At 72.0% G+C, this 24,957-nt stretch carries 19 protein-coding genes; 12 read left to right on the forward strand and 7 right to left on the reverse strand.

Annotated elements, in window-relative coordinates; genetic code table 11:
* Positions 1–106: 106 nt before the first annotated feature.
* Positions 107–1,030, reverse strand: a complete 924-nt coding sequence (locus ACIQJT_RS03765) for a MurR/RpiR family transcriptional regulator (protein WP_402639544.1) — start codon at positions 1,028–1,030, stop codon at positions 107–109.
* Positions 1,031–1,313: 283 nt separating this feature from the next.
* Between ACIQJT_RS03765 and ACIQJT_RS03770 the strand changes: the two genes are divergently transcribed.
* A complete protein-coding gene (locus ACIQJT_RS03770; protein ID WP_365459028.1) occupies positions 1,314–1,715 on the forward strand; it encodes a DUF3662 domain-containing protein in 402 nt (133 codons plus the stop codon).
* 29 nt (positions 1,716–1,744) lie between these two features.
* Here ACIQJT_RS03770 and ACIQJT_RS03775 read toward each other — a convergent pair whose 3' ends face one another.
* From ACIQJT_RS03775 to ACIQJT_RS03785, 3 genes are all read right to left on the reverse strand, one after another.
* Complete coding sequence (locus tag ACIQJT_RS03775) at positions 1,745–3,424, reverse strand: ArnT family glycosyltransferase (protein WP_402640084.1); 1,680 nt, start codon at positions 3,422–3,424, stop codon at positions 1,745–1,747.
* Positions 3,425–3,518: 94 nt separating this feature from the next.
* Positions 3,519–5,450, reverse strand: a complete 1,932-nt coding sequence (locus ACIQJT_RS03780; protein WP_402639546.1) for a phosphatase PAP2 family protein — start codon at positions 5,448–5,450, stop codon at positions 3,519–3,521.
* Positions 5,451–5,620: 170 nt separating this feature from the next.
* Positions 5,621–6,520 (reverse strand): N-acetylglucosamine kinase, encoded by a 900-nt coding sequence (locus ACIQJT_RS03785; protein ID WP_053848141.1) that lies wholly within the window; start codon positions 6,518–6,520, stop codon positions 5,621–5,623.
* A 307-nt stretch (positions 6,521–6,827) separates the two neighbouring features.
* Between ACIQJT_RS03785 and ACIQJT_RS03790 the strand changes: the two genes are divergently transcribed.
* The 6 genes from ACIQJT_RS03790 (at position 6,828) to ACIQJT_RS03815 (ending at position 15,024) form a co-directional block, all read left to right on the forward strand.
* Positions 6,828–7,949 carry an ROK family protein gene (locus ACIQJT_RS03790; RefSeq protein WP_402639549.1) on the forward strand — a complete coding sequence of 374 codons (1,122 nt, stop codon included), beginning with the start codon at positions 6,828–6,830 and terminating at the stop codon, positions 7,947–7,949.
* A 277-nt stretch (positions 7,950–8,226) separates the two neighbouring features.
* Positions 8,227–9,549: an ABC transporter substrate-binding protein gene (locus ACIQJT_RS03795; protein WP_402639551.1), complete on the forward strand. Its 1,323-nt coding sequence runs from the start codon at positions 8,227–8,229 to the stop codon at positions 9,547–9,549.
* 124 nt (positions 9,550–9,673) lie between these two features.
* Positions 9,674–10,585 carry a sugar ABC transporter permease gene (locus ACIQJT_RS03800; protein WP_365459012.1) on the forward strand — a complete coding sequence of 304 codons (912 nt, stop codon included), beginning with the start codon at positions 9,674–9,676 and terminating at the stop codon, positions 10,583–10,585.
* Positions 10,582–11,484, forward strand: coding sequence for a carbohydrate ABC transporter permease (locus tag ACIQJT_RS03805; protein WP_365459009.1), 903 nt, complete (start codon positions 10,582–10,584; stop codon positions 11,482–11,484). The genes ACIQJT_RS03800 and ACIQJT_RS03805 overlap by 4 nt, the downstream gene beginning before the upstream one ends.
* Positions 11,485–11,486: 2 nt before the next feature.
* Complete coding sequence (locus ACIQJT_RS03810; RefSeq protein ID WP_402639553.1) at positions 11,487–13,178, forward strand: hypothetical protein; 1,692 nt, start codon at positions 11,487–11,489, stop codon at positions 13,176–13,178.
* Between the two features lie 13 nt (positions 13,179–13,191).
* Positions 13,192–15,024, forward strand: a complete 1,833-nt coding sequence (locus tag ACIQJT_RS03815; RefSeq protein WP_402639555.1) for a hypothetical protein — start codon at positions 13,192–13,194, stop codon at positions 15,022–15,024.
* Between the two features lie 15 nt (positions 15,025–15,039).
* On the opposite strand, the gene ACIQJT_RS03820 is transcribed toward ACIQJT_RS03815, so the two are convergent.
* Complete coding sequence (locus tag ACIQJT_RS03820; RefSeq protein ID WP_402639557.1) at positions 15,040–15,696, reverse strand: nucleoside/nucleotide kinase family protein; 657 nt, start codon at positions 15,694–15,696, stop codon at positions 15,040–15,042.
* 78 nt (positions 15,697–15,774) lie between these two features.
* Between ACIQJT_RS03820 and ACIQJT_RS03825 the strand changes: the two genes are divergently transcribed.
* From ACIQJT_RS03825 to ACIQJT_RS03845, 5 genes are all read left to right on the forward strand, one after another.
* Entirely contained in the window at positions 15,775–16,212 is a 438-nt protein-coding gene (locus ACIQJT_RS03825) for a nuclear transport factor 2 family protein (RefSeq protein WP_402639559.1), read from the forward strand.
* A gap of 43 nt (positions 16,213–16,255) precedes the next feature.
* Positions 16,256–16,993, forward strand: coding sequence for a beta-phosphoglucomutase family hydrolase (locus tag ACIQJT_RS03830; protein WP_402639561.1), 738 nt, complete (start codon positions 16,256–16,258; stop codon positions 16,991–16,993).
* Positions 16,990–19,344 carry a glycoside hydrolase family 65 protein gene (locus tag ACIQJT_RS03835; RefSeq protein WP_402639563.1) on the forward strand — a complete coding sequence of 785 codons (2,355 nt, stop codon included), beginning with the start codon at positions 16,990–16,992 and terminating at the stop codon, positions 19,342–19,344. Before ACIQJT_RS03830 ends, ACIQJT_RS03835 begins: the two co-directional genes overlap by 4 nt.
* 161 nt (positions 19,345–19,505) lie before the next feature.
* A complete protein-coding gene (locus ACIQJT_RS03840) occupies positions 19,506–20,993 on the forward strand; it encodes a hypothetical protein (RefSeq protein ID WP_402639565.1) in 1,488 nt (495 codons plus the stop codon).
* 156 nt (positions 20,994–21,149) lie between these two features.
* Complete coding sequence (locus tag ACIQJT_RS03845; protein WP_402639567.1) at positions 21,150–22,328, forward strand: HoxN/HupN/NixA family nickel/cobalt transporter; 1,179 nt, start codon at positions 21,150–21,152, stop codon at positions 22,326–22,328.
* 13 nt (positions 22,329–22,341) lie between these two features.
* Here the strand turns inward: ACIQJT_RS03845 and ACIQJT_RS03850 are convergent, their stop codons facing one another.
* Positions 22,342–23,301, reverse strand: coding sequence for a hypothetical protein (locus ACIQJT_RS03850; protein ID WP_402639569.1), 960 nt, complete (start codon positions 23,299–23,301; stop codon positions 22,342–22,344).
* 11 nt (positions 23,302–23,312) lie between these two features.
* On the reverse strand, positions 23,313–24,785 hold the full coding sequence (locus ACIQJT_RS03855) for an APC family permease (RefSeq protein WP_402639571.1): 1,473 nt from the start codon (positions 24,783–24,785) through the stop codon (positions 23,313–23,315).
* Positions 24,786–24,957: the final 172 nt, after the last annotated feature.

The raw sequence follows: 24,957 nt of genomic DNA on the forward strand, positions 1-24,957 counted from the left end.
GCAGTATTTATATATGCCGTCCGCTTGGCAAGACGTATGAAAACATTCATGCTCGACTTATTGCGGATGGCCCCGTTGTGCAGGCGTATGACCGGGGTGGAGGGGGTCAGTCCCGCAGGAAGAACTGGTGCTGGTCGGAGATCTGCTCGTACTCCTCCAGCCGGGCCTGGGTGCGCTCGGGGTCGGCGTCGGTCATGGCCTGGAGCAGGGCGGCGGCGATCACGCCGGGCGCCGCGTAGGAGTCGAAGACCAGCCGGGAGCCGGTACCGGTGGAGAAGAGGACGTCCGCCTCGTCGGCCACGTGCCCGAGTGCCAGGTCCGTGACGAGGGCGATCTTCAGCCCGGCGCTGCGGGCGACCCGCAGGGCGGTGAGGGTCTCCTGGGCGTGCCGCGGCATGGAGAACGCCAGCACCCAGGTGCCGCCCGCCTCGCGCGACTGCAACAGCGCGTCGTAGGCGACGCTGCCGCCGCGGGTGACCAGCCGTACGTCGGGGTGGATACGGCGTGCCGCGTAGGCGAAGTACTCGGCCAGGGACGCCGAGATGCGCAGGCCGAGGACGGTCAGCGGGGTCGACTCGGAGAGCTCGCGGCCGAGTTCGATGACCTGGTCGGGGTCGGCGAAGTCGCGGCGCAGGTTCTCCAGGTTCTCGATCTCCGCGTCCACCGCGGCCTGGAGTTCGTTGCCGCGCGACTCGTCGTCGGTGACCGGTCCGCCGGCGAGGGTGCCGAGCGCGATGGACTGGAGCTTCTCCCGCAGGGCGGGGTAGCCGCTGAAGCCCACGGCCGCGGCGAAGCGCGTCACCGAGGGCTGGCTGACGCCCACCCGCTCCGCGAGATCGGTGATGGACAGGAACGCCGCCTCGGTGATGTGCTCGATCAGGTACTGCGCGATGCGCCGCTGCCCGGGGGAGAGCCGGGGCCTGTCGAAGAGCGTCCTGAGCTGGGAGGCCGGGGCCGCCTCCGTCTCCGGTGCGGTCTTGCCCGAGGTGATCGCGGATGCCTGTGCGCGTGCCTGCTGCGGCGATGACACCGAGGCTCCTCCTTTGTCTGCCACGGGGAGTCAACATAGCCCACACCCCCCCGGTGACCAGCGCTTGTGGGAAGGCGTCCGGCGGGCGCCGATCGGGACGGGTACGCCGCTGCCGATCGGGAACCCGCCGCTGGGCAAGGCCTTCGACGACACGTGAGGAGCAGCCCCGTATGACGGTCCCCGAGGAGCACCGGCGCAGGACGGAAGCGCGGGTGGCACCCGGCGACTTCGCCCGGGAATGACGCCGTACGGGAAAACCAGAGCTATCGGCAGGAGAGTGGCAATGGGTGCGCTGAGCGCGCTGGAACAGGCAATGGAGCACGGGTGGGAGGCGCTGTGGGCGCGGGTCGTCGACCGGGAGCCGGTCGAACTCCTCGACGCACTGCGGCAGGAGTGCGACAGCAACGTGGTCGTGTGCAGCGAGAGCAGGGTGGTGGTCCCGAACGCGTACGACGTCGAGCTCGCGGACTTCGCCTACGACGAACTGGTGCGCCGGGGCAGCGATGTGGGGCAGGAGCTCACCGACAGCCTGGCCCGGCACGGTGAGCGGCACGGCTACGAGTGGGCGGGCCCGCTGACCGTGCACATCTCCAGGTCCGACCGGGTGCCCAACGGCCGTTACCGCGTGACGAGCGCGGCGATGCCCCATGTGAGCGCCGAGGGCTTCCAGCAGGCGCCGCGCTGAGCGGCCCCGGGGCGTGCGCGCCGCGCCGGTCACCGGCGGTAGATCGTGATCGAGTGGCCGACCTCGTCGACCGGACGGCTGGAGTCGATCAACTCGGCCAGCCGGCCCTTCGCCTTGGCGACCGACGAGTCCGACACGACCAGCAGCCCGTGCACCTCGTCCACCGGCACCTCGCGCGGATCGGCCGCCTCGATGCCGTAGGACGCGGGCAGTCCGCTGCCCTTGTAGACGAGCCAGATCCGCTCGTCCGGGTAGCGCTCGCGCAGGTGGTCGGCGAGCCGGCCGAGGTCCTGGCCCCAGTCGACGTTGGAGTCGTGCAGCCGCAGATGGGTGCGGGCCGGTCCGCCGAACGCCTCGTTGGAGTACGGCAGATAGTAGGGGAAGGTGCGCACCGAGCTGACCGCGACGAACAGCACCAGTGCTCCCGTCAGGACCGTCGCCCAGCGCCGGCGCACCGCGAGGACGCAGCCGGCGGCCACCGTCAGGAACATGGGCAGGAACAGGGTGTACCGGGTGCCGAAGTCGCGTGAGCCCGTCATGGCCGAGGCCAGCAGCACCGCGGCGGGCACGAGCAGGTACGGGGCGGCGGGCCGCAACCGCCGTACCGCCACCAGCACCACGGCACCCGCGGCCCACAGCGCGAGCAGGCCGAGCGGGGTCTTCACCAGGAGCGCGGCCGGCAGGTAGTACCAGAGGTGCCCGGTGTACACCCGCCCGAACAGGAAGCCCTCCCAGGGGTGGTTCTCGAAGCGGAACTGGATGCGCATCCCGTCCGCGTAGGCCGGCGGGAACGGCAGCAGGCCGGCGAGGGTCCCGCGCAGTCCGCGCACCACGGGCACCTGGTCCGGGGCGACTCCCCGCAGCCGTGGATCGACCACGAGGTACGACACCCATACGACGGCGACGGCGGCCAGCGTCAGGACCGCGGCCGCGGCGAGCACGCGCGGCACCCGCCGACGCGTCCCGGCACCACGGTCCGCGGTCCACACCGAGAAGGCGGCCAGCCCCAGCAGGACCGGTACGGCCGGCAGCGCGCTCATCTTCGTCGCCAGGGCCGCGCCGAGCGCCAGACCGGCGAGCGGCAAGTGGAGCCGGGGCCGGGCGCGGGCCCGCCACAGCAGCCACGCCGAGGTGAGCAGGAAGCCGGCCATGGGCACGTCGAGCGTGGCCAGCGAACCGTGGGCGACGACGTCGGGGGAGAAGGCGTACAGGGCGAGGGCCGCGACCCCCGCCGCCCGTCCGGCCAGTTCCCGGGCGAAGGCGAACACCACCAGCCCGAACAGCAGCGTCAGCACCATCACCGGGAGCCGGGCCCAGAACATCAGCCGCCAGGGGTCGTTGCCCGACTCGTACAGCAGATGGGGGCCCAGGTCGATCTGGGGCCCGTCGAACGCCGTGTCCACGTGCGGGTCGGCGATCGCCACCCCCACGGCGATCACCAGCTTGCCGAGCGGCGGGTGCTCGGGGTTGTGGCGGATGCCCTGGCCGTGCAGGTACTCGGCGGCCGTGGCCACGTAGACCGGCTCATCGATCGTGGGGGTCTGCTGCACGGCGGTCGTCGCCATGACGGCCGCCATCTGCGCGAGCAGCACGGCGACCAGGAGCGGCACCAGCCACCGCCGGACCGGGCGCGGCCGCCGCACCTCGTCGTCACGGGTCCGGGAGCCGGGGACCGCGTCCAGGACCGTCTGCTGCTCGCTCGCCATCATCCGCCCCGCGGTGAGACCGGCCGGGCGGCGGCGGGAGCGATCCGGGAGCACCTCATGAGGGCCACTCTCGCACCAGCTCCCGCCTCCGCGGGCGTCACCGCTTCAGGAGTCGTACCGACAGACCTTCCGCCGTGTAGACGGGTACGGCCCGCAGGGTGTCGGAGTTCAGCTCGATCCGGTCGAACTGGCCGCGCAGTCCGCGGCAGCCGAGGACCCGGACCGTGTGTCCGGCCGCCGGCGGCCTGGTCGCGTCCAGCTTCAGCGAGAGCACACTGCCCGCGCCGAGCACCGCGCGCCGCGTCACCTCCAGGACCGGCTCCTGGCCCGAGCGCAGCGTCACCTCCAGGGCGCCGGCCTCCTGACCGTACGTGCCGTGGATCTGGAGCGACTTGCCGGCCACGGTCAGCCTGCCGCCCCGCACCCGCACGTCGCCGTGGCCGAGGGCGTGGGCCGAACCCGCCACCAGCGCACCCTCCTTCACGACGGTCCCGCCGGTGTACCGGTTGTGCCCCGTCAGGGTGAGCGCGCCGCTGCCTTGCTTGGTCAGACCGCCGCAGCCGTCGATGTCGTTGCGCCAGGCGTCCGCCGCGTGGAAGCCGCCCGAGGCCGCGTCCAATGTGACGGTGACGTCCGCGTCGAAGGAGCCGTAACCGTCCGCCGCGGCGAACAGGTCGAGCCGGCCCCACTGCTCGAAGCCGTCCAGCAGGACATAGCCCGAGGGCAGCCCCGTGGTCCGCAGCACCTCACGGCGCTGTGCCGCGTCGAGGTACGGCAGCCGCGTCTCCAGCAGCACCTCCGCGCCCTTGGGCACGGTGAACGGCGCGTTGCCGCCGTCCCGGTGCAGCACATAGGTCAACCGGGGCCTGACGGAACGGGCGTTGGCCTCCCGGTCCGCGTACGCGTCGGCCGGGTCCGAGTGGGCGTAGGCGAAGAGCGTGTCGGCGGTGGTGCCGGTCCGCTCGGTGAAGTACTTCAGCGCCTGCGCCCGTGCCGCCGCCTTCAGGCCGGCGTTCGCGGGGTCGGCCAGCGTGGCGGCGGCCAGCGCGGTGGCCATGATGCGGCCGCCCATGACGTCGACCGTCGAGTGCATGCCGGACATGATCCGGGTGTGGCTCAGCTCGAAGGCGCGCGTCACGAGCTCCTGGAAGCGCTCGGGCACGGCGTACGCGAAGGCCAGGCCCGCCAGGTGGAAGGCGTTGGTGTGGCCGCTGGGGAAGCCGCCGTCGTCCACCGGGGAGGTGCTGCGCTGGCGCAGCAGCTGGGGTGCGACCACCACCTGGGAGTCGTAGACCGGGTAGCCGAGCGCGTCCTTGGCGCCGGTGTCGACGACCTGGCTGTCCTCGTTCATGCGCCACGGGCGCGGGTACTGGAAGGAGTACTTGGCCGGGTTGCCGGAGGCGTACGGGCCGCGCACGGTGTCGACCAGCCTGGCCACCTGGCCGAGCGAGGAGTCGTAGGAGCCCGCGCCGAGCGCCGAGCCCGCGGGGGCGTCGGCCGGCACGGCGTCGCTGATCGTGGTCGGCGGGGTGGAGTCGGGCGCGACGGTGATCGAGGTGACCGCCATGGCGCCGGACCGGTAGAGGCCGGCGAGCGGGCCAAGGCCGCCGATCATGGCGTAGCTCTGGTGCTGGCGGTCGTAGAGGAAGGCCTCCTTGGCCTGCGCCTCGGTGCGCGCCTGGGTGACGCGGGCGCAGTAGCGCATGTTGGCGCGCAGCACCTCGGGCCGCAGCGGGGTGCCGGTGTTCCAGGCGTCGCCGGTCTTCCACACCCGGGCGAAGCCGCCGAGTGCCCGCACCACCGCGTTGGTCTCGGGCGTCAGGTTCGCCATGACGTTGGACTTGTAGTCGTCCACGAACGCGGCCGCGGCGGTGGCGGCCTTGGCGTCCGCGGCGCCCAGCCAGGAGGCGAAGGCGGGCGCGGCCAGGACACCGGCCGAGGCGCCGAGGGACGTCTTGAGGAACCCCCTCCGCCTCATGGCGCGTTCGGTGAGCGGCGCGGGCGAGTGCTGCCCGGCGGATGACGGCATGGGTCTGCCTCTCTCTGGAGTTCTGCGGCCATGCGGCCGGGGAGGTGGTGCGAACGCGACTCCTGACGCGCCGGACGGCCTGTGCGCCGAACGCGCTTTCCGAAGTCGTACGAGCGAAGAACTACGGGCGGGTCATGTCGGAGCGGAGGAGACTCGGCGTCCGCCGGATGTCACAGGAGTGAACGGGCCATCGCCACCGCGCCGTCCACCGGCGGTGCCCGCAGGGGGCGCGGCCGTGCCGACGGCACGCCCTCGGCCAGCGCGGACGCGAAGGCGTCGTACAGGGACGGCTGGGCGAGGACGGTACTGCCCGCGACCACGACGTCGTCGACCACCACCCCGCGGGCGGCGAGCCGTTCGACGAGCGCGGCCAGGGCGCGGCCCGCCTCGGCGATCACGGTGCGGGCGAGCGGGGATCCGGCCTCGGCGGCGGCGAAGACGGCCGGTGCGTGCCGGCCCCAGTCGGCGGACGCGGCCGTGGCGTGTTCCAGGGCGGCGCCGAGCGCGGGTACCTCGGGGACGCCGAACCCGGAGAGCAGGCCGAGCGCCAGCGCGTCGGGCTCCTCGCCGCGGTCGTGCGCGGCCCACACGGCCCGTACGGCCTCGCGGACGAGACCGGCGGCGCCGCCCTCGTCGCCGAGCAGCGCGCCCCAGCCGCCGACCTGGACCGGTGTGCCGTCGGCGAAGCGGCCCACGGCGACCGAGCCGGTGCCGGCGACCAGCCCGACCCCCTTGTCCAGCCCCGCGGCGGGGACCAGCAGTTCGGCGTCGCCCACGACGAGCGCGGGCGCGTCGAAGTGCAGTTGGAGAGCGGTGCGGATCTGCGCGCACTGGCGCGGGGTCTCGCAGGCGTGCCCGCCGACGGCGAGGGCGGCGGGGCGGGCGCCCGCGGGAAGCGCGTCGGCGGCCAGTGCGGCCAGCCAGCCGGCGGCGGCCACCGGGTCGTGGGGCCGCCAGCCGCTGCTGGACCGGACGTGGTCGGCGACGGGGGTGTCGCCCGCGAAGGCGCGGAGCTGTGTCTTGGTGCCGCCCACGTCGATGCCGACAACCAGGGGTGCGGTGTCCTGCACGGAACCTCTTTCGTCGTTGCGCTGTGTGCTGCGACGGTGGGCGAACCGTGCCTTGGGGCAAGGCAGTTGGAGAACTAGGGAAGCCCCGGGACAGGCTTCTGACGGACCACGGCAGGCGAGTACCGTGACGTTCGTTAGGAAGTTAACTAACGAAGTACAGTGCGTGTCAATAGGCGTCGCGCACTCGACTTCCCGGGCTCCCTGTCCCGGGTGGGAACGTACGACGCCGGAGCAACCCATCGCCGCCGCCCGCCGAGCCGCTCGGGCCGGGAGCGGCCTGTGAACTGGGGGAAGTGTGGAACACGACGTGGCGAGAGCCCCCCGTCTGACCGAGAGCGCGAGCGCCGTCTTCGCCGTGCTCGCCCAGGCGGGCACCGCGACCCGGCCACAACTTGCGAGCCTGGCGCGCCTGTCCAAACCGACGGTCTCCTCCGCCGTGGCCGAACTGGAGGGTGTCCATCTCGCGGCCCACTCCGGCACCTCGTCCGGCGCCACCGGACGCAGCGCCGCCGTCTACCGCCTCGGCCCGGCCGCGGGCGCCGTGCTCGCCGTCGACCTCGGCCCCGCCCTGACCCGGGTCCGCGGCTGTGCCCTGGACGGCACCCTGCTCGCCGAGGCCACCGGCCCCAGGGACGAGGCCGCCGACGTGGTCCGCGACGCCCTCGCGGCACTGCCCCCGGACGCCCCGCTGCGCACCATCGTCGTGGCCGTCGGTGATGTCACCGCGCCGCAGCGGATGCGCCCGGCCACGGCCAAGGCGGGACCCCTCTTCGACGCCGTGACCGTCGCCCTGCCGCCCGGAGTGCCCGTCCACCTGGAGAACAACGTCAACTGCGCCGCCCTCGCCGAACTGCACGAGGGTGCCGCCCGCGGCCGGCACACCTTCGGCTACCTGCGGATCGGCGTCGGCATCGGTCTCGGCATCGTCGTGGGCGGCCAGGTGCTCGCCGGGGCCAACGGCGCCGCCGGAGAGCTGGCCAGGCTGCCCTACCCCTGGGACGACGGCCAGGAGCCCCGCCACGAGGCCCTGGAGGAGTACATCGGGTCCCGCTCCCTGCTGCGCAGGGCCGCCGAGGCGTGGCCCGAGTCCGACGGTGCCTGCCCCCGCACGGCCGAGCGGCTCTTCGCCCTCGCGGCACAGGGCAGCGCCACGGCCCACGCGGTCGTCGCCAGACACGCCGTGGACGTGGGCCGGCTGGCCGCCGCCGTGACCGCCGTACTGGACCCGGGGCTGCTCGTGCTGGGCGGCAGCACCGGCGCGTATCCGCAGCTCCTGCCCGGTGTGCGGGCCGAGCTGGAGCGGCTCAGCTGGCCCACGGAGGTGGTCAGCAGCCAGGTCGGTGAGCTCGGCACCGTCGTGGGCGCGGCACGGCTCGCCGTCGCCCGAGGAGTCCAAACCGTGACCCAGGCGGCGCGGACGAAGGATTGACGGGTTCGGACTCGGTCTGCCAATGTCCGGACAAGCGCTTTCTAAGTCGGCCGGGACGCCGGCTTGGGCGAGCGTCCCGCCCGTACTCGACGTACGGCGACCGCACGAGGGCGTGCCCGTGCGGAGACGGCCGACAGCGGCCGGGGACCCTCGCCCGTCAGGATGACGCGGCCGGGCGAGGCCGCGCCCTCGGAAAGCGAACCTCCTGCAAACTGCACCAGTGCCGCCTCGGTCGGCGCCGTGCTCCGTCCCCTACCACGAAAAAAAGGGATCGAAGATGACCACTGTGGGTGTGCGGCGCTCTAGCCGTCTCGGCCGCGGCGGCACGCGCCGCCTGGTTTCCCTCGCTGCCGCTGTCGCGGCGGGTGCTCTGACGCTCACCGCCTGCGGCGGGGACGGCGGCTCCGGCGGCACCTCCAAGTCGCTGACGTTCTGGATCTCCACGGTTCCGGGGCAGGACGCGGGCTGGAAGAAGATGGTGGCGCAGTACAAGAAGGAAACCGGCGTCAACCTCAAGCTCGTCAACATCCCCTACGACGGCTACACCACGAAGCTGCACAACGCCGCGCAGGCCAACTCCCTGCCCGACGTCGCGGCCGTGCCGGCGCTGGACCCGATCTGGTCGAACAAGCTGCTCGACCTGAGTTCCATCGCCGACAAGAAGAGCAACAACATCAACCAGAACTTCCTCGCGAAGGACTCCTCCGGGAAGGTGCTGTCCATCCCCTCGGACGTCACCGCGTCCGGCCTGTTCATCAACAAGTCGCTCTTCGAGGAGGCCGGGGTCTCCTTCCCGACGGAGCCGTCGAAGACCTGGACCTGGACCGACTTCATCGCCGCGGCGAACAAGGTCCGCGAGAAGACCGGCGCCAAGTACTCCCTGACCTTCGACCAGTCGCCGTCGCGGCTGCGCGCCATGGTGTACGAGATGGGCGGCAAGTACGTCCACGCCGACGACTCCGGCAAGTTCTCGGTGGACGCGGCCACCAAGAAGGCCGTGAACACCTTCGTCGGCTGGAACGACGACAAGACCATGCCGAAGTCGGTGTGGACGTCCGGCGCCGACCCGTCCGCCATGTTCCAGAGCGGTGACGTGGTCGCGTACTGGTCCGGTGTGTGGCAGGTCGCCTCCTTCGCGGACAGCATCAAGAAGTTCGAGTGGGCGAGCGTCCCGACCCCCGCCCAGCCGGTCCAGGCCAGCGACGTCAACAGCGGCGGCATGGTGGTCGGCTTCAACAACAACGGCGACGCCGCCAAGGCCGCGACGGGCTTCCTGTCCTGGCTGTACGAGCCGGCCCACTACAAGGCGCTGTGCGAGGCGTCCGGGTTCCTGCCGGTCGAGAGCGGGCTGAACCCGACGTACCCCTTCAAGTCCGAGGCGGCGCAGGCGGCGTTCAAGCTCTACAACGAGTCGATCCCGCTCTACGCCCCGATCTCCGGCTACTTCAACAGCGCGCAGACCAACTGGGTGCTGAAGGGCAAGAGCCTCACCGAGGACCCGACCAAGACGGAGCTCGGCAAGGCCATCAACGGCCAGCAGTCGGCCGACAAGGCCCTCCAGAACATCGTGGACGGCTACAACCAGCAGGTCGGCGGCTGATCACAGGCCCCGAGCGTCCGGGCGGCGGCGTCCCGACCCCGCCGCCCGGCCCGGCCGCCCACGTGATGCCGGGCTCATGGCCTGAGCCCACCGCAACCCCTTCCACCAGCACGGAGTCAGGAAGATGACAAAACGCGCCGCGGACGTGTCCGTGAGCCCGCCCCGGAGACGCAGTAAGTACACCCTCGCGCCGCTCGTCCTCATCGCGGCCAACGTCGTGCTCTTCGCGCTGTTCTTCGTCTGGCCGGCGGTGATCGGGCTCGTCTACTCCTTCACGAACTACACGGGCGTGGGGGTGTTCCAGTGGGTCGGACTGGACAACTACCACAACCTGTTCGGCGACTCCACGTTCTACGACGCGCTGACCCGGACGCTGCTGTACACCGTCCTCTTCGTCCCGCTGAACTTCGTCGTCTCGCTGCTCGCCGCCAACCTGGTGGTGAGCAAGCACGCCAAGGGCGGGTCCGTCGCCCGCGTCGTCTTCTTCATCCCGTGGCTGCTGTCGCCCATCGTCGTGGGTGTCCTGTGGCGCTGGATGTTCGGCGAGAACTTCGGACTGGTTAACTACGTCATCGAGAAGTTCGGCGGAGACGCCGTTCCGTGGCAGTCGAACGCCGACCTCTCGTTGCTCGTGGTGGTGATGGCGGCGGCCTGGGCCTGGACCGGCTTCACGATGCTGCTGTTCATCGCGGCGATCAAGAACGTACCGGTGTCGTACTACGAGGCCGCCTCGCTCGACGGCGCCGGCCCCTGGCGCCAGTTCTTCAGCATCACCCTGCCGAGCATCGCGCCCACCTCGTTCATCGTGATCCTGCTCAACACGATCAACTCGATGAAGGAGTACCCGGTGTTCGTCGCCCTCAACAACGGCGGGCCCGGCACCTCGAACAACCTGCTCGTCCAGTACATCTACGAGACCGGCTTCAAACGGGGGCAGATCGGCTACGCGAGTGCCGCGTCGTTCGTGCTCATGCTCATCCTGATGGCCGTCGCGATCATCCAGCTGATTGTCAACCGGCGGGTGGAGAACCGATGACAACCACAGACATCCCGCGCCCGGCCGACGTCGACTCCGGACGGAGAGCCCCCGGGAAGCGGCCCCGCAGGACAAGCAACGGCGGGATCCGGCAGGCCGTGTCCGCGACGACCCTGCTGTGGATCATGGCGTGCCTGTACGGGTTCCCGGTGCTGTGGTTCGTGCTCAGCTCGCTCAAGCCGGCCAGCGACCTGTTCTCCTATCCGCTCACGCTGGTCCCGCACAACCCCACCCTGTCGGGATTCAGGGCCGCGTGGGACAGCGCCAACTTCTCGCAGTACTTCATCAACACGGCCATCGTCTGCGTGATCACGACGATCCTCACCGTGGGAGTCAGCTGCTGCACCGGGTACGCGCTGGCCAAGTACGACAACCGATGGCTCAAGGCGTTCTTCCTCTGCATCCTGGCCACCACGATGCTGCCGGGCGAGGTCATGCTCGCCCCCGAGTTCCTGGTGGTCCGCAACCTCGGCCTCTACAACTCCTTCGCCGGCATCATCCTCCCGGCCGTGCTCACCGCGACCGGCTGCTTCATGTTCCGCCAGTTCTTCCTGACGGTGCCCGACGAACTCGTGGAGGCCGCCCGCATCGACGGCGCCAGGGAGCTGTCGATCTTCCTGCGGATCATGGTGCCGCTCTCCCGGCCCATCATGCTGACCCTCGCCATCCTGTCCTTCCAGTGGCGGTGGAACGACTACATCTGGCCGCTGCTGATGCTCAACGACCCCAACAAGTTCACCGTGCAGATCGGCATCCAGAGCATCGTCGGCGCACAGAACATCAACTGGTCGGTCCTGCTGGGCGCGTCGGTCATCTCCATGATCCCGCTCATCGCGATCTTCCTGGTCTTCCAGAAGTACGTCATGGGCGCCGACATCAACGCCGGTCTGAAGGACTGACCTTGCCCGCTCCGATCGACCACGAGTTCGTCCGCGCGGCGGCGCTCGCCGCCGACGGGTCGGCCGACCCGTCCGCGGAGTTCGTCGAGCCGCACCGCGCCCTGGCCCGGCGGGTGAAGACGCTGGTCGCGGCGTACCGCTCGCCGGAGTCGGCCCTGCACGGCAGTGAGCGGGCCGTCGCCGCCGCGCTGACCCACCTGCGTGCCCTGCGGGCCGTGCAGACGCCCTCCGGTCTCTTCGCGGGCGGCGACAACGTGCAGTCGCCGCCGGACTCCGCGTTCACCGTCAACGACGTGTGCGACGCGTACGTCCTCGCCGGGGGTGCGGGGCCCGAACTGGCCGACGTCACGGCGGCGCTCGCCGAGATCGCATGCGCCGCCGCCGAAAGCCTCCTGACCGGTGGGGTGCACACCCCGAACCACCGCTGGGAGCTGTCCGCCGCGCTGGCCCGGCTGCACCGGTCGTTCCCCGACGACCGGCTGCTCGCCCGCGCCGAGGAGTGGCTCGCCGAGGGCGTCGACATCGACGCGGAAGGCCTGTACTCGGAACGCAGCGCCGTCTACGCGTCCATCGTGACCAACCCGGCGCTGCTGTTGCTGGCCGAGGTGCTCGGACGCACCGACCTGGTGGCCGCCGTCGAACGCAACCTCACCGCGACCCTGGACCTGATCAGGCCGGACGGCACGGTGGAGACCGTCCACTCGCGCCGCCAGGACCAGCGGACGCCGTTCGCGCTGTGGCCCTACCTGCCGCACTACCGGCTGCTCGCGATCCGCACCGGCCGGGGAGACTTCGCCCGCGCGGCCCGCCTGGCGGCCGTCGGCGGCATCCACGACCCCGACCTGCTCGCCCAGACCCTCCTCACCCCGGATCTGTGCCGCACCCTGCCCGCCCCGGACGCGGAGCAGCTCCCGCGCGACCGGTACCTCCCCACCGCACGTCTCGCGCACCATGTCTCGGCCACCGCGCACACCGTGGTGTACGGCGGCTCCGACGTGCCCCGGCACCGGCGCATCCGCTCGGGCCTCGCCTGCAACCCCACCTTCCTGCGCATGTTCGCCGGTGCCGCCGTCCTCGACGCGGTCCGCCTCTCCCGGGGGTTCTTCGACCTGGGGCCGTTCCGCGCCGCCGACATGGAACGGCTCGCCGGTCACCGGTACCGGCTCACCCAGACCCTCACCGCCGCCTACTACCAGCCGCTCCCGAAGGACCGCAGACGCGACGACGGCGCCTACCCCCTGGTGGACGAGGGCCGCTTCTCCGCGGCCATGGCCTTCGCCGACCGCCCGCAGGACGAGGTCTCCCACACGACACAGGTTGAGGTCGACCTGCGGGAGGACGGGGCCGACCTGCGGATCGACATCAGCGGCCCCCCGGTGCCCTGGGCCCTCGAACTGACCTTCCGGCCGGGCGGCGAGCCGCAGGGCGCCGTACCGCTCGGCGACGGACGCTGGTGCATGACGGGCGAGCCGCTCACCTACCGCGTCGGCGACGACGGGATCCGGGTCGAGGCCGCCGTCGAGACGGGCGAACCGCTCGTCGGACCCGACCGGAGCGACGTACTGCGCTACGACCCGGGGCAGGACCACACCGTGACCGGCGGCACCGACGCGACGACCGGGAACCGTGTCTACCTCGGTGGGCACGGGCCGCAGACACTGACCCTCGCACTGCGGGCCACCTCTCAGGCATGAAGGGCTGATCTCCTTGCACCTCCCACGCCAGCTCGGGCCGCTGCACGACCTGCCGGACACACCGCAGGCGTACGACGCCGTCCTCGCCGACGTCATCGAGCAGGCCCTCGCCCGTCTCACCCCCGAGGGCTGCCTCGAACACCCCGACTGCGTCGACGACATCGGCGACACCTCCCTCGGCATCACCTCGCTGCTCGCCTTCGCCTGGCAGCGCACCCGGGACGACCGCCTGCCGGAGGCGGTCCGCCGCAGCCTCGCCTTCCATCTGCGCGAGCGGGTCTACGTCGACGACAACCCGGGCTACCCGAACCTCAGGGTCCGCGACTCCGGCCTGCCGTACGCCCGTTACACCCTGGCGGCGGGCGCCCACCCCATCGGCGACTGGCCGAGCACGGTGTGGGCGCTCCTCCAGGCGGTGAACGTGCTCGACGCGGCGGAGGGCCTCCTCGACGACGGTCAGAAGGCCGAACTCCTCGACGTGGCCCGCGGATACTGGCGCTGGCTCACCGAGGCGACCTTCTTCAACCCGCAGGAGGCCGGCAACCAGGCGATCGGCTGTGTGGTCGGCGGCCTGATGCTGGCGGCCCATCTGCCCGGCCCGGAGGCCGAGTCGGTGCGCGCGCGTGCCCTGCGGCTGTACCGGGACGAGATCCGCGCCCACCGGGTCGAGGACCGCGGCGCGGCCCTGCCGCCCGAGCACGGCGGCGCCTACGACAACAACTACGGCCCGATCTCCCTGTCCTTCCTCGCCCAGGCCCACCGGGTCAGCGGCGAGACGATGTTCGCCGAGGACGGCGACACCCTGGCCCGCTACATCGACGCCCGGCTGACCAACGGCGGCTTCGACACCGGCGGCCCGCGCTACAGCGAGCAGCACTCCGCCTTCGAGGCGGTCCTCGGACTGCGCTACTTCGGCGCCCGCATCGGCGCCGACCTCGGCCGCTACCGGGGCGACAGCCGCTGGGCCCGGCACGCGGTCAAGGAGGACGGCGGGGTGGACGGCCACTTCGCCTGGATGCTGGTCTGGCAGATCCAGGACACCGCACGCTGGCACCGGGAGCCGTCCACGGCGACCGCCCGCCACCAACTGCGGGCCGGCGGCGTCTCGGTGGCCTTCGACTCCCGGATGACACCGGCGGTCGTGGAGGCTGCGGGCACCTACTACCTCCCCGCGGCCGTGAACCGGCAGCACGGCTTCGGCCCGGTCGCCGACGGCTTCCTGCTGTGCCGCCCCATGGGCGAGGTCCGGGTGCGCGACGTGCGCGCCGACGGCCTCACGGCCAAGCTGGTCACCAAGCCGGTCGTCGGCCGCGACCACGTCCTGCGGCACATCCAGTCCCTGTACGTCACCGACGGCACGAGCCTGTGGACCGCGGTCACCCTGGAACGGCTGCCCGGCACTCCCTACCTGCTGGCCGGGCTGCCGTACGCCGAGGACGACGGCGACCGGGTGCGCCGGACGGCCGACGGCGAGGTGGCCTCCGTGGGCGCCCTGCGGCTGACGCATCCCGGGGCGGAGGGCGTCGACCACTTCGACGCCCGCTCGGCCGCCACCCAGGAGCAGGCGGCCTTCGCCCTGGCCGCCGACCCCCGCGGCTACGGCAACCCCGACGAGGGCTGGCGCCACCTGGTCAGCTCCACGGCACTCGAAGCCGACCCCGCCCCGGACGCACCGGACGACCTGCACGCCTTCGCCGTGCGCTACGGCCCCGGAGGCACCTTCACGGCCGCGTTCGCGCGCGAGGGCACGGGCCTCACGGTGCGCACCGAGGCCTTCACCGCGCACATCGGTGACCCGGCAGGGGACGCCCACGGCGAGCCGGAACTGACCCTGTCCGCCCGCTGAGGCGCGGGGCGGCGGTCACCCGTCCACGCCGGGCAGCGCCGACTGCGGCACCACCAGGTCGGCGCGGTCCCGGGTGGCCGCCACCAGTTCCGCGTTGGCCTGGTCGGAGCGCCGCACCCACGCCACCGCCTCCTCGTGGGTCTTGCCGAACTCCTCGTGCCGGGCGACCAGCCGGCGCACCCGCTCGTCCTCGTCGAGTGCGCAGAACCACACCTCGTCCAGCGCGGGTCGCACCCGCGCCCACGCACCGGTGCCGAGCAGCAGGTAGTTCCCCTCGGTCACGACCAGACGGGCGGTCGGCGGCACCGGGATCGCCCCCGCGACCGGCTGCTCCAGCACCCGCTCGAACCCCGGCGCGTACACGACGTCCCCCTCCGTCTCCTCGCGCAGCCGCCGCAGCAGGGCCGCGTACCCGGCGGCGTCGAAGGTCTCGGGCGCCCCCTTGCGGTCGCGCAGCCCGAGCCGCTCCAGCTCCACGTCGGCCAGGTGGAAGCCGTCCATGGGCACGTGCGCCACCCAGGGCTCACCCGGGCCGTTCAGCGCCCGCACCAGATGCTCGGCGAGGGTCGTCTTGCCCGCGCCGGGGGAGCCGGCGATGCCGAGCACGGCCCGCCTCCCGGGCTCGGCGAGGGAACGCGCGCGGGTCAGGAGGTCGTCGAAGGTCAGCGGCACACACCGAGTGTGTCATTCGATGACTTCGGGTCGGCCAGGCACCCTGGAAGGCGCAAGGGGGAGAAAGGAGCCCCAGACGTGCCCCAGTACGACGACCGGTCCGACGCCTCGGGCGCTGCCGGCGCCACCGACGAGGAGCGCATCCGGGCCCTCATCACCGCGTGGGCCGCGGCCGTGCACCGCGGTGACCTCGCCGGCGTGAGCGCGGACCACGCCCAGGACATCGTCATGTTCGACGTGGCCTCACCCCACCACGGCATCCGGGGACTCGCCGCCTACCGCGCGGCCTGGCCGCCCTTCCTCGCCTGGCAGGCGCAGGGTGCCCGCTTCGACATCGAGTCCCTCCACGTCACCGCGGGCACGGACGTCGCGTACGCCCACGCCCTGGTGCGCTGCGCCACCCCGGAGGAACTCGCCGCGGACCCCGGCTTCCGGCTCCGGCTCACCTTCGGTCTGCGCAAGGAGCGCGGCCGCTGGCTGGTGGCCCACGAGCACCACTCCTTCCCGCACGACTGAATCCGTTTGTTGACGAAGCGAAAGGCTGGGCACCGTGTCCTTTATGACGGAGCTCGGTCTACCCGCACAGATCAAGGCATGCCTGTTCGACCTCGACGGGGTCGTCACCAGGACGGCCGTCGTGCACGCGGCGGCCTGGAAGGAGATGTTCGACGCGTTCCTGCGCGAACGCGAGGGCGATCATTTCCGGCCTTTCGACGACCACGACTACGACCAGTACGTCGACGGCCTGCCACGGGCCGACGGCGTGCGCACCTTCCTCGCCTCCCGCGGCATCGAACTGCCGGACGGGAAACCCGACGACCCGCCCGGCACGGAGACGGTCCACGGCCTCGGCAACCGCAAGAACGCCCTCGTCCTGGAGAAGATCCGCACCGAGGGAGTCGAAGCCTACGACGACACCCTGACCTACATCCGCGCGGCCCGCGCCCAGGGCCTGCGCACCGCGATCGTCTCCTCCAGCGCCAACTGCCGTGACGTGCTGCGCGCGATCGACGCCGAGGACCTCTTCGACGTACGCGTCGACGGCGTGGTCGCGGCCGAGCGCGGGCTCCCCGGCAAGCCGCACCCCGACACCTTCCTCGCCGCCGCCGAGGACCTGGGCCTCGACGCACCCCGCTCCGCCGTCTTCGAGGACGCCCTCGCCGGCATGGACGCGGGCCGCGCCGGAGGCTTCGGGTACGTCGTCGGCCTCGACCGCGTCGGGCAGACCGACGCCCTGTACGAGCACGGCGCGGACATCGTCGTGAAGGGCCTCGCCGAACTCGGAGGACACGCGTGATCACCCAACGCTCCTACACCGTCGAGCCCTGGGCCGTCCGCGAGACCTCCCTCAAGCTCGACGTCCTGGCCCAGAGCGAGTCCGTGTTCGCCCTGTCCAACGGCCATGTCGGCTGGCGCGGCAACCTCGACGAGGGCGAACCGCACGGCCTGCCCGGCACCTACCTCAACGGCGTCCACGAACTGCACCCGCTGCCGTACGCCGAGGCCGGCTACGGCTACCCCGAGTCCGGCCAGACCGCCATCAACGTCACCAACGGCAAGATCGTGCGGCTCCTCGTCGACGACGAGCCCTTCGACCTGCGCTACGGCCGTCTCGTGGCCCACGAACGCTGCCTGGACCTGCGCCGGGGCGTCCTGGAGCGGACCTGCGAGTGGATCTCGCCGGCGGGCTCGCGGATAAGGGTGCGCTCGACCCGGCTCGTCTCGCTGAGCCAGCGGGCGGTCGCCGCCGTGGCCTACGAGGTGGAGCCCGTCGACAGCCGCACCAGGGTGGTGATCCAGTCCGAGCTGGTCACCAACGAGAGCCTGCCCGGCCCGAACGGCGACCCGCGCGCCGCCAAGACCCTGAAGTCGCCCCTGGAGCACGAGGAGGGCTTCGCCGACGGGACCCGGCTGCGCCTGGTGCACCGCACCCGGCACAGCGGACTGCGGGTCGCCGTGGCCGCCGACCACGTGATCGAAGGACCGGAACGCACCACCACCAGCAGCGAGGAGACGGTGGACCTGGCCCGGCTGACCGTCACCTCCGTCCTGGAGCCGGGGGAGCGGCTGCGGGTGGAGAAACTGGTCGCCCACGGCTGGTCCGGGGCCCGCTCCCGGCCCGCGATGAGCGACCAGGTCGACGCGGCCCTGGCGGCCGCGGCCCAAAGCGGCTGGGACGGACTCCTGGACGAACAGCGGTCCTACCTCGACGACTTCTGGGCCCGCGCCGACGTCGAGGTCGACGGCGACGAGGAGATCCAGCAGGCGGTCCGCTTCGCCCTCTTCCACGTCCTCCAGGCGGGCGCCCGCGCGGAGCAACGGGCCATCCCCGCCAAGGGACTGACCGGTTCCGGGTACGACGGGCACGCCTTCTGGGACACCGAGACCTTCGTGCTGCCGCTGCTCACCTACACCGAACCGCGTGCCGTGGCGGAGGCGCTGCGCTGGCGGCAGAAGACGCTGCCCGCCGCCCGCGAGCGCGCCGCGCAACTCGGCCTGAACGGCGCCGCGTTCCCCTGGCGGACCATCGAGGGCTCGGAAGGGTCGGCGTACTGGCCCGCGGGCACCGCCGCCTTCCACGTCAACGCCGCCGTCGCGGACGCCGTCGTGCGCTACACCGAGGCCACCTGCGACACCGACTTCGAACGCGACACCGGCGTCGAACTCCTCGTGGAGACGGCCCGGTTGTGGCGCTCCCTGGGCCACCACGACCACCACGGCGTCTTCCACATCGACGGCGTCACCGGGCCCGACGAGTACAGCGCGGTCGCCGACGACAACACCTACACCAACCTCATGGCCCGCGCGAACCTCCTCGCCGCCGCCGACGTCTGCGGCCGGTATCCGGAGCGGGCCGCCGAACTCGGCGTCGACGACGAGGAGAGCGCCGCCTGGCGAGACGCCGCCGAGGCCGTGCACATCCCCTACAACGACGAGCTCGGCGTGCACGAACAGCACGCGGGCTTCACCCGTTACCAGCGCTGGGACTTCGAGAACACCCGCGCCGACCAGTACCCGCTGATGCTGCACTTCCCCTACTTCGACATCTACCGCAAGCAGGTCGTCAAGCAGGCCGACCTGGTGCTGGCGATGTACCTGTGCAGCGGCTGGTTCGAGGAGTTCCACGACGAGGAGCAGATCGCCCGCAACTTCGCCTACTACGAGCCCCTGACCGTGCGGGACTCCTCCCTGTCGGCCTGCGTCCAGGCGGTCGTCGCCGCCCGCGCGGGCCACCTGTCCCTCGCCTACGCCTACACGGCCGAGGCGGCGCTGATGGACCTCGTCGACCTGGAGAGCAACACCCGCGACGGACTCCACATCGCCTCCCTCGCCGGCACCTGGACGGCCCTGGTCGCCGGGTTCGGCGGACTGCGGCGCGACGGGGACTCGCTGTGCTTCGCCCCGCGGCTGCCCGAGCGGTTCAGCCGTCTCGCGTTCAACCTCCAGCTCCTCGGCCGCTGCCTGCGCGTGGAGATCGGTCCGGACAAGGCGACATACACCCTGAGGTCGGGAGAGCCCCTGACGATCCGCCACCACGGCACCAGGCTCACCGTGAACGGCGACGGGCCCGTCGTCCGCCCCGTCCCGGCACCGCGTGACCGCCCCGCTCCGGACCAGCCCCGGCACCGCGCACCGCACGCCCGCTGAGCCGGCCGGGCGGTCCGGACAGGCACCGCCTGGCCGAACTCCGCCCTGCACCCCCTCCCGCCCCGGGTTAGGTTGTCCATGTCCTCGAGGACAGAAGTCCTCGAGGACGGAAGCCTCGAGGACCGGACCAGTCCCGAGGCACACGGGGTGAGGGATGGACGATGGCACACGGCGACAGCGCCCTGCTCGTCGGAGGCAACCGGCGTACACCGTCGGCTGCCTCCGACGCTCTGCGGCGCACCGGAAGCTCCTGGCCGCTCGCGGCGGTGGCCGCCGCCTTCACCCTGGCCCAACTCGTGCTCGTCCGCCCCGGCATGGGCCTGGGCTGGGACGAGACCGTGTACGTCAGCCAGGTCGGCACCCAGGCTCCGGCCGCCTTCTTCAGTGCCCCGCGCGCCCGCGGTGTCTCCCTGCTGGTCGCGCCGATCGCGAGCTGGTCGACCTCGACGGAACTCCTGCGGGTGTACCTCGCCGTGCTGTCCGGTCTCGGCCTCTGGCTGGCCCTGCGCGCCTGGCGCGGCCTCTTCCCGGTCCGCGTCCTCGCCGTCGGCGGCGCCCTGTTCGCCTCCCTGTGGATCACCGTGTTCTACGGTCCCCAGGCCATGCCCAACTACTGGGTCGCCGTCGGCGGGCTGGGCGCGGCCGGCTGCTTCCTGCGGGCCCGAGAGAACCCGAGGGCGCTGTGGGGGGTCGCGGCGGGCGCCTGCCTCATGGCGTGGATGCGGCCCACCGACGCCGTGTGGGTCACCCTCCCGCTGCTCGCCGCCGCAGCCGTCGGCCGCCGTGCGCGGTCCGTCCTCACCCTGGTGGCGGGACTGGTGGCGGGCGGCACGCAGTGGGTCGTCGAGGCGTACGTCAGCTACGGCGGCCTGGCCGAGCGCCTGCACGAGGGCTCCCGCATCCAGGGCGGGCTCGGCCCGCAGTTCGCCGTCGACGACCAACTGCGCAGCCTGAGCGGCCGGTCCCTGTGCCGTCCCTGCACGGGGCCGCTGCCGGACCCCGCCGTCATGGCCTGGTGGGCCGTCCTCCCGCTGCTGGCCGCCGTCGGACTGGTGGTCGCCGTACGGGCCGGGCGCACCCGGGCCACCCTCGTCCCGCTGGCCTGCGCCGCGACGGCCGCCGTGCCCTACCTGTTCCTGATCGGGTACGCGGCCCCGCGCTTCCTGCTGCCCGCCTACGCCCTGCTCGCGATCCCGGTCGCCGACGCGCTGTTCCACCTGGCGACCACCCCGGCCGGCCGGTGGCGGCCCGTCCCGGCGGTGCTGCTCGCGATCGGGCTGGCGGGACACCTGGCGGTGCAGTACACCGTGCTGGAGCGCACGGTGAAACGCACCACGGGCCACCACCGCGACTGGGCCGACACCGCGGACGAGCTGAACCGCCTGGGGGTGCGCCGGCCCTGTCTGCTCACCGGCCATCTGTCGGTCCCCGTCGCCTACTACGCCGGGTGCACCTCGGCGGCGGCCCTGGGCCCCAACACCAACAGCACCGAGGCGGGGATCGTCGGGGCGTCCCGCCGTATGCCCGTCGCCGTCCTCACCCGGCCGGGGGCCGCGCCACCCGCCTACGCCCGCGACTGGCCCACCGTGCCCGCCGCCGGGATGGACATCCACGTGGCACCGAACGTGAGCGCGCACGGGCCGACATGAGGTCCGGGCGCCGCGGGGCGGCGCCCTGAACGGGTGCTTTCCCCAGACGTGGGAAAGACCTGCCACGGGCTTTACTGCACATCACTTGCAGGTGCCGGAGGATGACACAAGGCTGCTGACCGCGGCCGTGCCCACCGAAGAAGGAACCTCCGCCCGATGACGGCCGCCCCTGACTCCGCTCCGCCCCTCCTCCCCGCCACCGCCGCCCCCGTGAGGGGCTCGGTACGGCACCGCGTCCGTGGCTCCATGACGCGGCAGGAGTGGGTCAGGGCGGGCGGCATGGCCGCGGTCGTGGTGGGCCTGCACGTGATCGGCTGGTTCACCCTCGTCGCGATCGTCGCCCCGCACCACTACGCCGTCGGCGAGAAGTCCTTCGGCATCGGCATCGGCGTGACCGCCTACACGCTCGGCATGCGGCACGCCTTCGACGCCGACCACATCGCGGCCGTCGACAACACCACCCGCAAGCTGATGGGCGAGGGACAGCGGCCGCTGTCGGTGGGCTTCTGGTTCTCGCTCGGCCACTCCAGCGTCGTCTTCGCCCTCGCGCTGCTGCTCTCGTTCGGCGTCAAATCCCTCGCGGGACCGGTCCGCGACGACGACTCCCGGCTCCACGACATGACCACGCTGATCGGTACGACGGTCTCGGGGGCGTTCCTCTACCTCATCGCCGCGGTCAACCTGGTCGTCCTCGTGGGCATCTGGAAGGTGTTCCGGCGGATGCGCTCCGGCCGCTACGACGAGGCCGCGCTGGAGCAGCAGTTGAACAACCGCGGCTTCATGAACCGCCTGCTCGGCCGTGTCATGAAGTCCATCACCAAGCCGTGGCAGATGTACCCGCTCGGCCTCCTCTTCGGCCTGGGCTTCGACACGGCGACGGAGATCGCCCTGCTGGTCCTGGCCGGGTCGGGCGCGGCCTCCGGGCTGCCCTGGTACGCGATCCTCACCCTGCCCGTCCTCTTCGCCGCCGGCATGTCCCTCCTCGACACGATCGACGGCTCCTTCATGAACTTCGCCTACGGCTGGGCGTTCTCGAAGCCGGTCCGCAAGGTCTACTACAACCTCACGATCACCGGCCTGTCGGTCGCTGTGGCCCTCCTCATCGGCACGGTCGAACTCCTCGGCCTGCTGGCCGACGGGCTGGACCTCCACGGCCCCTTCTGGAGCTGGATCGGCGGCCTCGACCTCAACCTCCTGGGCTTCGTCGTCGTGGCCCTGTTCCTCGCCACCTGGATCGTCGCCCTGGTGGTGTGGAAGTTCGGCCGCATCGAGGAGAAATGGACGGCCGGGACGGCCGGGACGGCCGGGGCGGCGGGGGAGCGGTCCGGCGGCTGAGGTCGTCCGCCGCTCAGCCCCGCACCCGGAACTCCTTCCGCCACTTGACGAACTGCTGTTGCGGATCGCCGGTGTACGACCACGGGGCGCGGGTGCCCCGGCGGTCCAGGAGACGCAGCAGCGGCACCGCGATCTCCGCGAGACCCGCGTGACAGGCCGCGTGGGTCAGGTAGTTGAGGTCGCGCAGCTCGCCGGGAGCCACCGTCCGGTCGGCGCGGCCCACGATCCAGCGCTGCCAGGTGCGCCGTACGTCACTGACGGCCCCGTCGTTCTTCCAGTGCTGCCCCAGGCCCACCGAGGTCCGCCTGTCCTCGGCGGCGTCCGTCGCGATGCGGTACTCCTCGACCCGCGCGTACTGCACCAGCACCGGCAGCGCGGAGCCCGGCGGTGCCACTCCGGCCGCGTCGCGGGCGAAGTCGTACATCAGGCCGTTCGAGCCGTGCCAGCGGGCCGAGTAGTAGTGCAGCACCTGGAGGTGCCCCTCGACGCTGTACGGGTCCCGCGCGTGCAACTCGTCCCACCAGCGCCCCAGTTCCTGCCGCCGCACGCCGGCCGGGTACAGCCTGGCCACCGAGATCAGGGAGATCCACGGCGTGGGGTCGTCCACGAACGCCTCCGACGCCTGGAGGCAGGCCATCACCGCGGCGTCGACGCGGCGCTGGTCGATCGGCACACCCCGGCCCGCGGCGATGGCCAGGTTGAACGCCCGGGCCGTCTCGGTGGCCGCCCGCAGCACCAGCGCGTCACCGTTGTGCGGTTCGGCCGCGAGCCACGACTCGACCGTCGAACTGCCCGCGCAGGCCTGGGCGAGCACCCGTACCCGGTGGCCCCGGGAGAGCCAGTCGGGCCCGGTGGCGCGCAGCAGTTCGCGCAGACCCTGCCACCGGCCGATGACGATGTCCTGGCGGGCGCTGGTGAGTTGGACGTCCCCGCAGTCGGGATCGAATTCGGGTGCGAAACGGTCTCTCGCCATCGCACAACCCCTCAGAAGTCGGTGGGGAGACCCTCGTGGACGAGTGAGGGCCCGGCCGCCCCGCCGTCGGGAACGTAGTCCGCCTCGACGGTACGGCTCGCGTCGAGCCGTGCGGGCCGGTAGTAGTCGCTGCCCCGACGCCAGTACCAGAGCATCGGGACCAGCCCCACGGCCAGTCCGCCGACGCCGATCGTGATCGCGGCGGTGCTCAGCTCGCCCAGCGACTCGACGAAGACCCAGAACATGAACAGGGCGCCCAGCAGCGGCCACAGACCGCCGAGCAGGAAGTCGGCCGGGGACTTCAGCAGCATCTTGCGGTACGCGACGACGACCGCGAGGCCGCTGAGGCCGTAGTACACGGCGATCTGCAGGCCGATCGCCGAGATGGCGTCGGAGAGGATGTCGCCCACCGAACCGAGGGCGTTGGAGGCGATGAACATCAGCAGCGCCACCGTGCCGACCACCACGATCGCCACCCAGGGGGTGTTCCAGCGGCGGTGCACCCTGCCCAGCGCGGACGGCATCGTACGGTCCCGGCCCATCGCGAACAGCGAGCGGGTGACCTGGATCAGCGTGGTCTCCAGGGTGGCGATGGTCGACAGCATCACCGCGACGATCAGCAGCTTGCCGCCCCAGCCCGGCCAGACCTCCTCACCGAGCACGGCCAGCACGTTGGCGTCGTTGTCCTCGATCTGCTTCGAGGTGAGGACGACGTTCACCGCGATGGTGAAGACCTCGAACAGCAGGAAGACGATGCCGACCCCGATCAGCCCCGCGAGTCCCGTCGTGCGGCGGCTGTTGCGGGTCTCCTCGCTCAGGTTGCTGGTGACGTCCCAGCCCCAGTAGTAGAACGCGGCGATCAGCGCGCCCGACGCGAAGCCGGCCATGCCGTCGAAGTGGCCGAAGCCCAGCCAGGACCACTCGAAGGTGCGCGCGTTGCCGGAGTGGAAGAGGGCGAGCACCGCGAACAGGGCCAGTATCGCCAGCTCCACGCCGGACATGACGAGCTGGGCGCGCACGGTGAGCCGGGCCCCGCCGAGCACCACGAGCAGCATCAGCACGAACCAGGCCGCGCCCACGACGGTCGACAGCGCGGTGTCGTCCGCGAGGTCCGCGTCGAAGAGGGCCAGCGTCATCGAACCGGCCGGCAGCGAACCGGCCACCATGAAGATGGTCGCCGAGATCACCAGCGCCCAGCCGGAGACGAAGCCCAGGAAGGGGTGGAGGGTACGGCCCACCCAGGAGTAACTGGCCCCCGCGTTCACGTCGATCCGGCTCAGATAGCTGAACGCGAGCGCGATGCCGAGCATGGGTATCGCGCAGTACAGCAGAGCCGCCGGACTGGCCAGGCCCACCGAGCCGACCAGGACCGCGGTGGTCGCGGCGATCGAGTACGCCGGCGCGCTGCCCGCGACGGCCATCACCACGGTGTCGAAGGTACCGAGGGCGTTGGCCTGCAGCCCTCTGCCCCTGTTGATGCTCATGGTTGTGCTGCTTTCCGTAGGGCACGACGCACGGCGGAGGGGACCGTGCAGCGCAAAAGGGGTGGGGGGTGGCTCCGCTCCGGACCGCGAGAGGGATGGCCTCGGGCCGGGGCGGTGGAGAGAGGAACGGAAGGGGTGCGCAGGACCGTACGACCGCTGCGTGGACGGCCGG

It is taken from the genome of Streptomyces sp. NPDC091972 (genome assembly GCF_044756385.1).
GTDB lineage: Bacteria > Actinomycetota > Actinomycetes > Streptomycetales > Streptomycetaceae > Streptomyces.

Coding starts and splice junctions, on each gene's coding strand:
- ACIQJT_RS03770 (WP_365459028.1), top strand. CDS start 1,314: ATGGGTGCGCTGAGCGCGCTGGAACAGGCAATGGAGCACGGGTGGGAG.
- ACIQJT_RS03775 (WP_402640084.1), bottom strand. CDS start 3,424: ATGATGGCGAGCGAGCAGCAGACGGTCCTGGACGCGGTCCCCGGCTCC.
- ACIQJT_RS03780 (WP_402639546.1), bottom strand. CDS start 5,450: ATGCCGTCATCCGCCGGGCAGCACTCGCCCGCGCCGCTCACCGAACGC.
- ACIQJT_RS03795 (WP_402639551.1), top strand. CDS start 8,227: ATGACCACTGTGGGTGTGCGGCGCTCTAGCCGTCTCGGCCGCGGCGGC.
- ACIQJT_RS03800 (WP_365459012.1), top strand. CDS start 9,674: ATGACAAAACGCGCCGCGGACGTGTCCGTGAGCCCGCCCCGGAGACGC.
- ACIQJT_RS03805 (WP_365459009.1), top strand. CDS start 10,582: ATGACAACCACAGACATCCCGCGCCCGGCCGACGTCGACTCCGGACGG.
- ACIQJT_RS03830 (WP_402639561.1), top strand. CDS start 16,256: ATGACGGAGCTCGGTCTACCCGCACAGATCAAGGCATGCCTGTTCGAC.
- ACIQJT_RS03840 (WP_402639565.1), top strand. CDS start 19,506: ATGGCACACGGCGACAGCGCCCTGCTCGTCGGAGGCAACCGGCGTACA.
- ACIQJT_RS03845 (WP_402639567.1), top strand. CDS start 21,150: ATGACGGCCGCCCCTGACTCCGCTCCGCCCCTCCTCCCCGCCACCGCC.
- ACIQJT_RS03850 (WP_402639569.1), bottom strand. CDS start 23,301: ATGGCGAGAGACCGTTTCGCACCCGAATTCGATCCCGACTGCGGGGAC.
- ACIQJT_RS03855 (WP_402639571.1), bottom strand. CDS start 24,785: ATGAGCATCAACAGGGGCAGAGGGCTGCAGGCCAACGCCCTCGGTACC.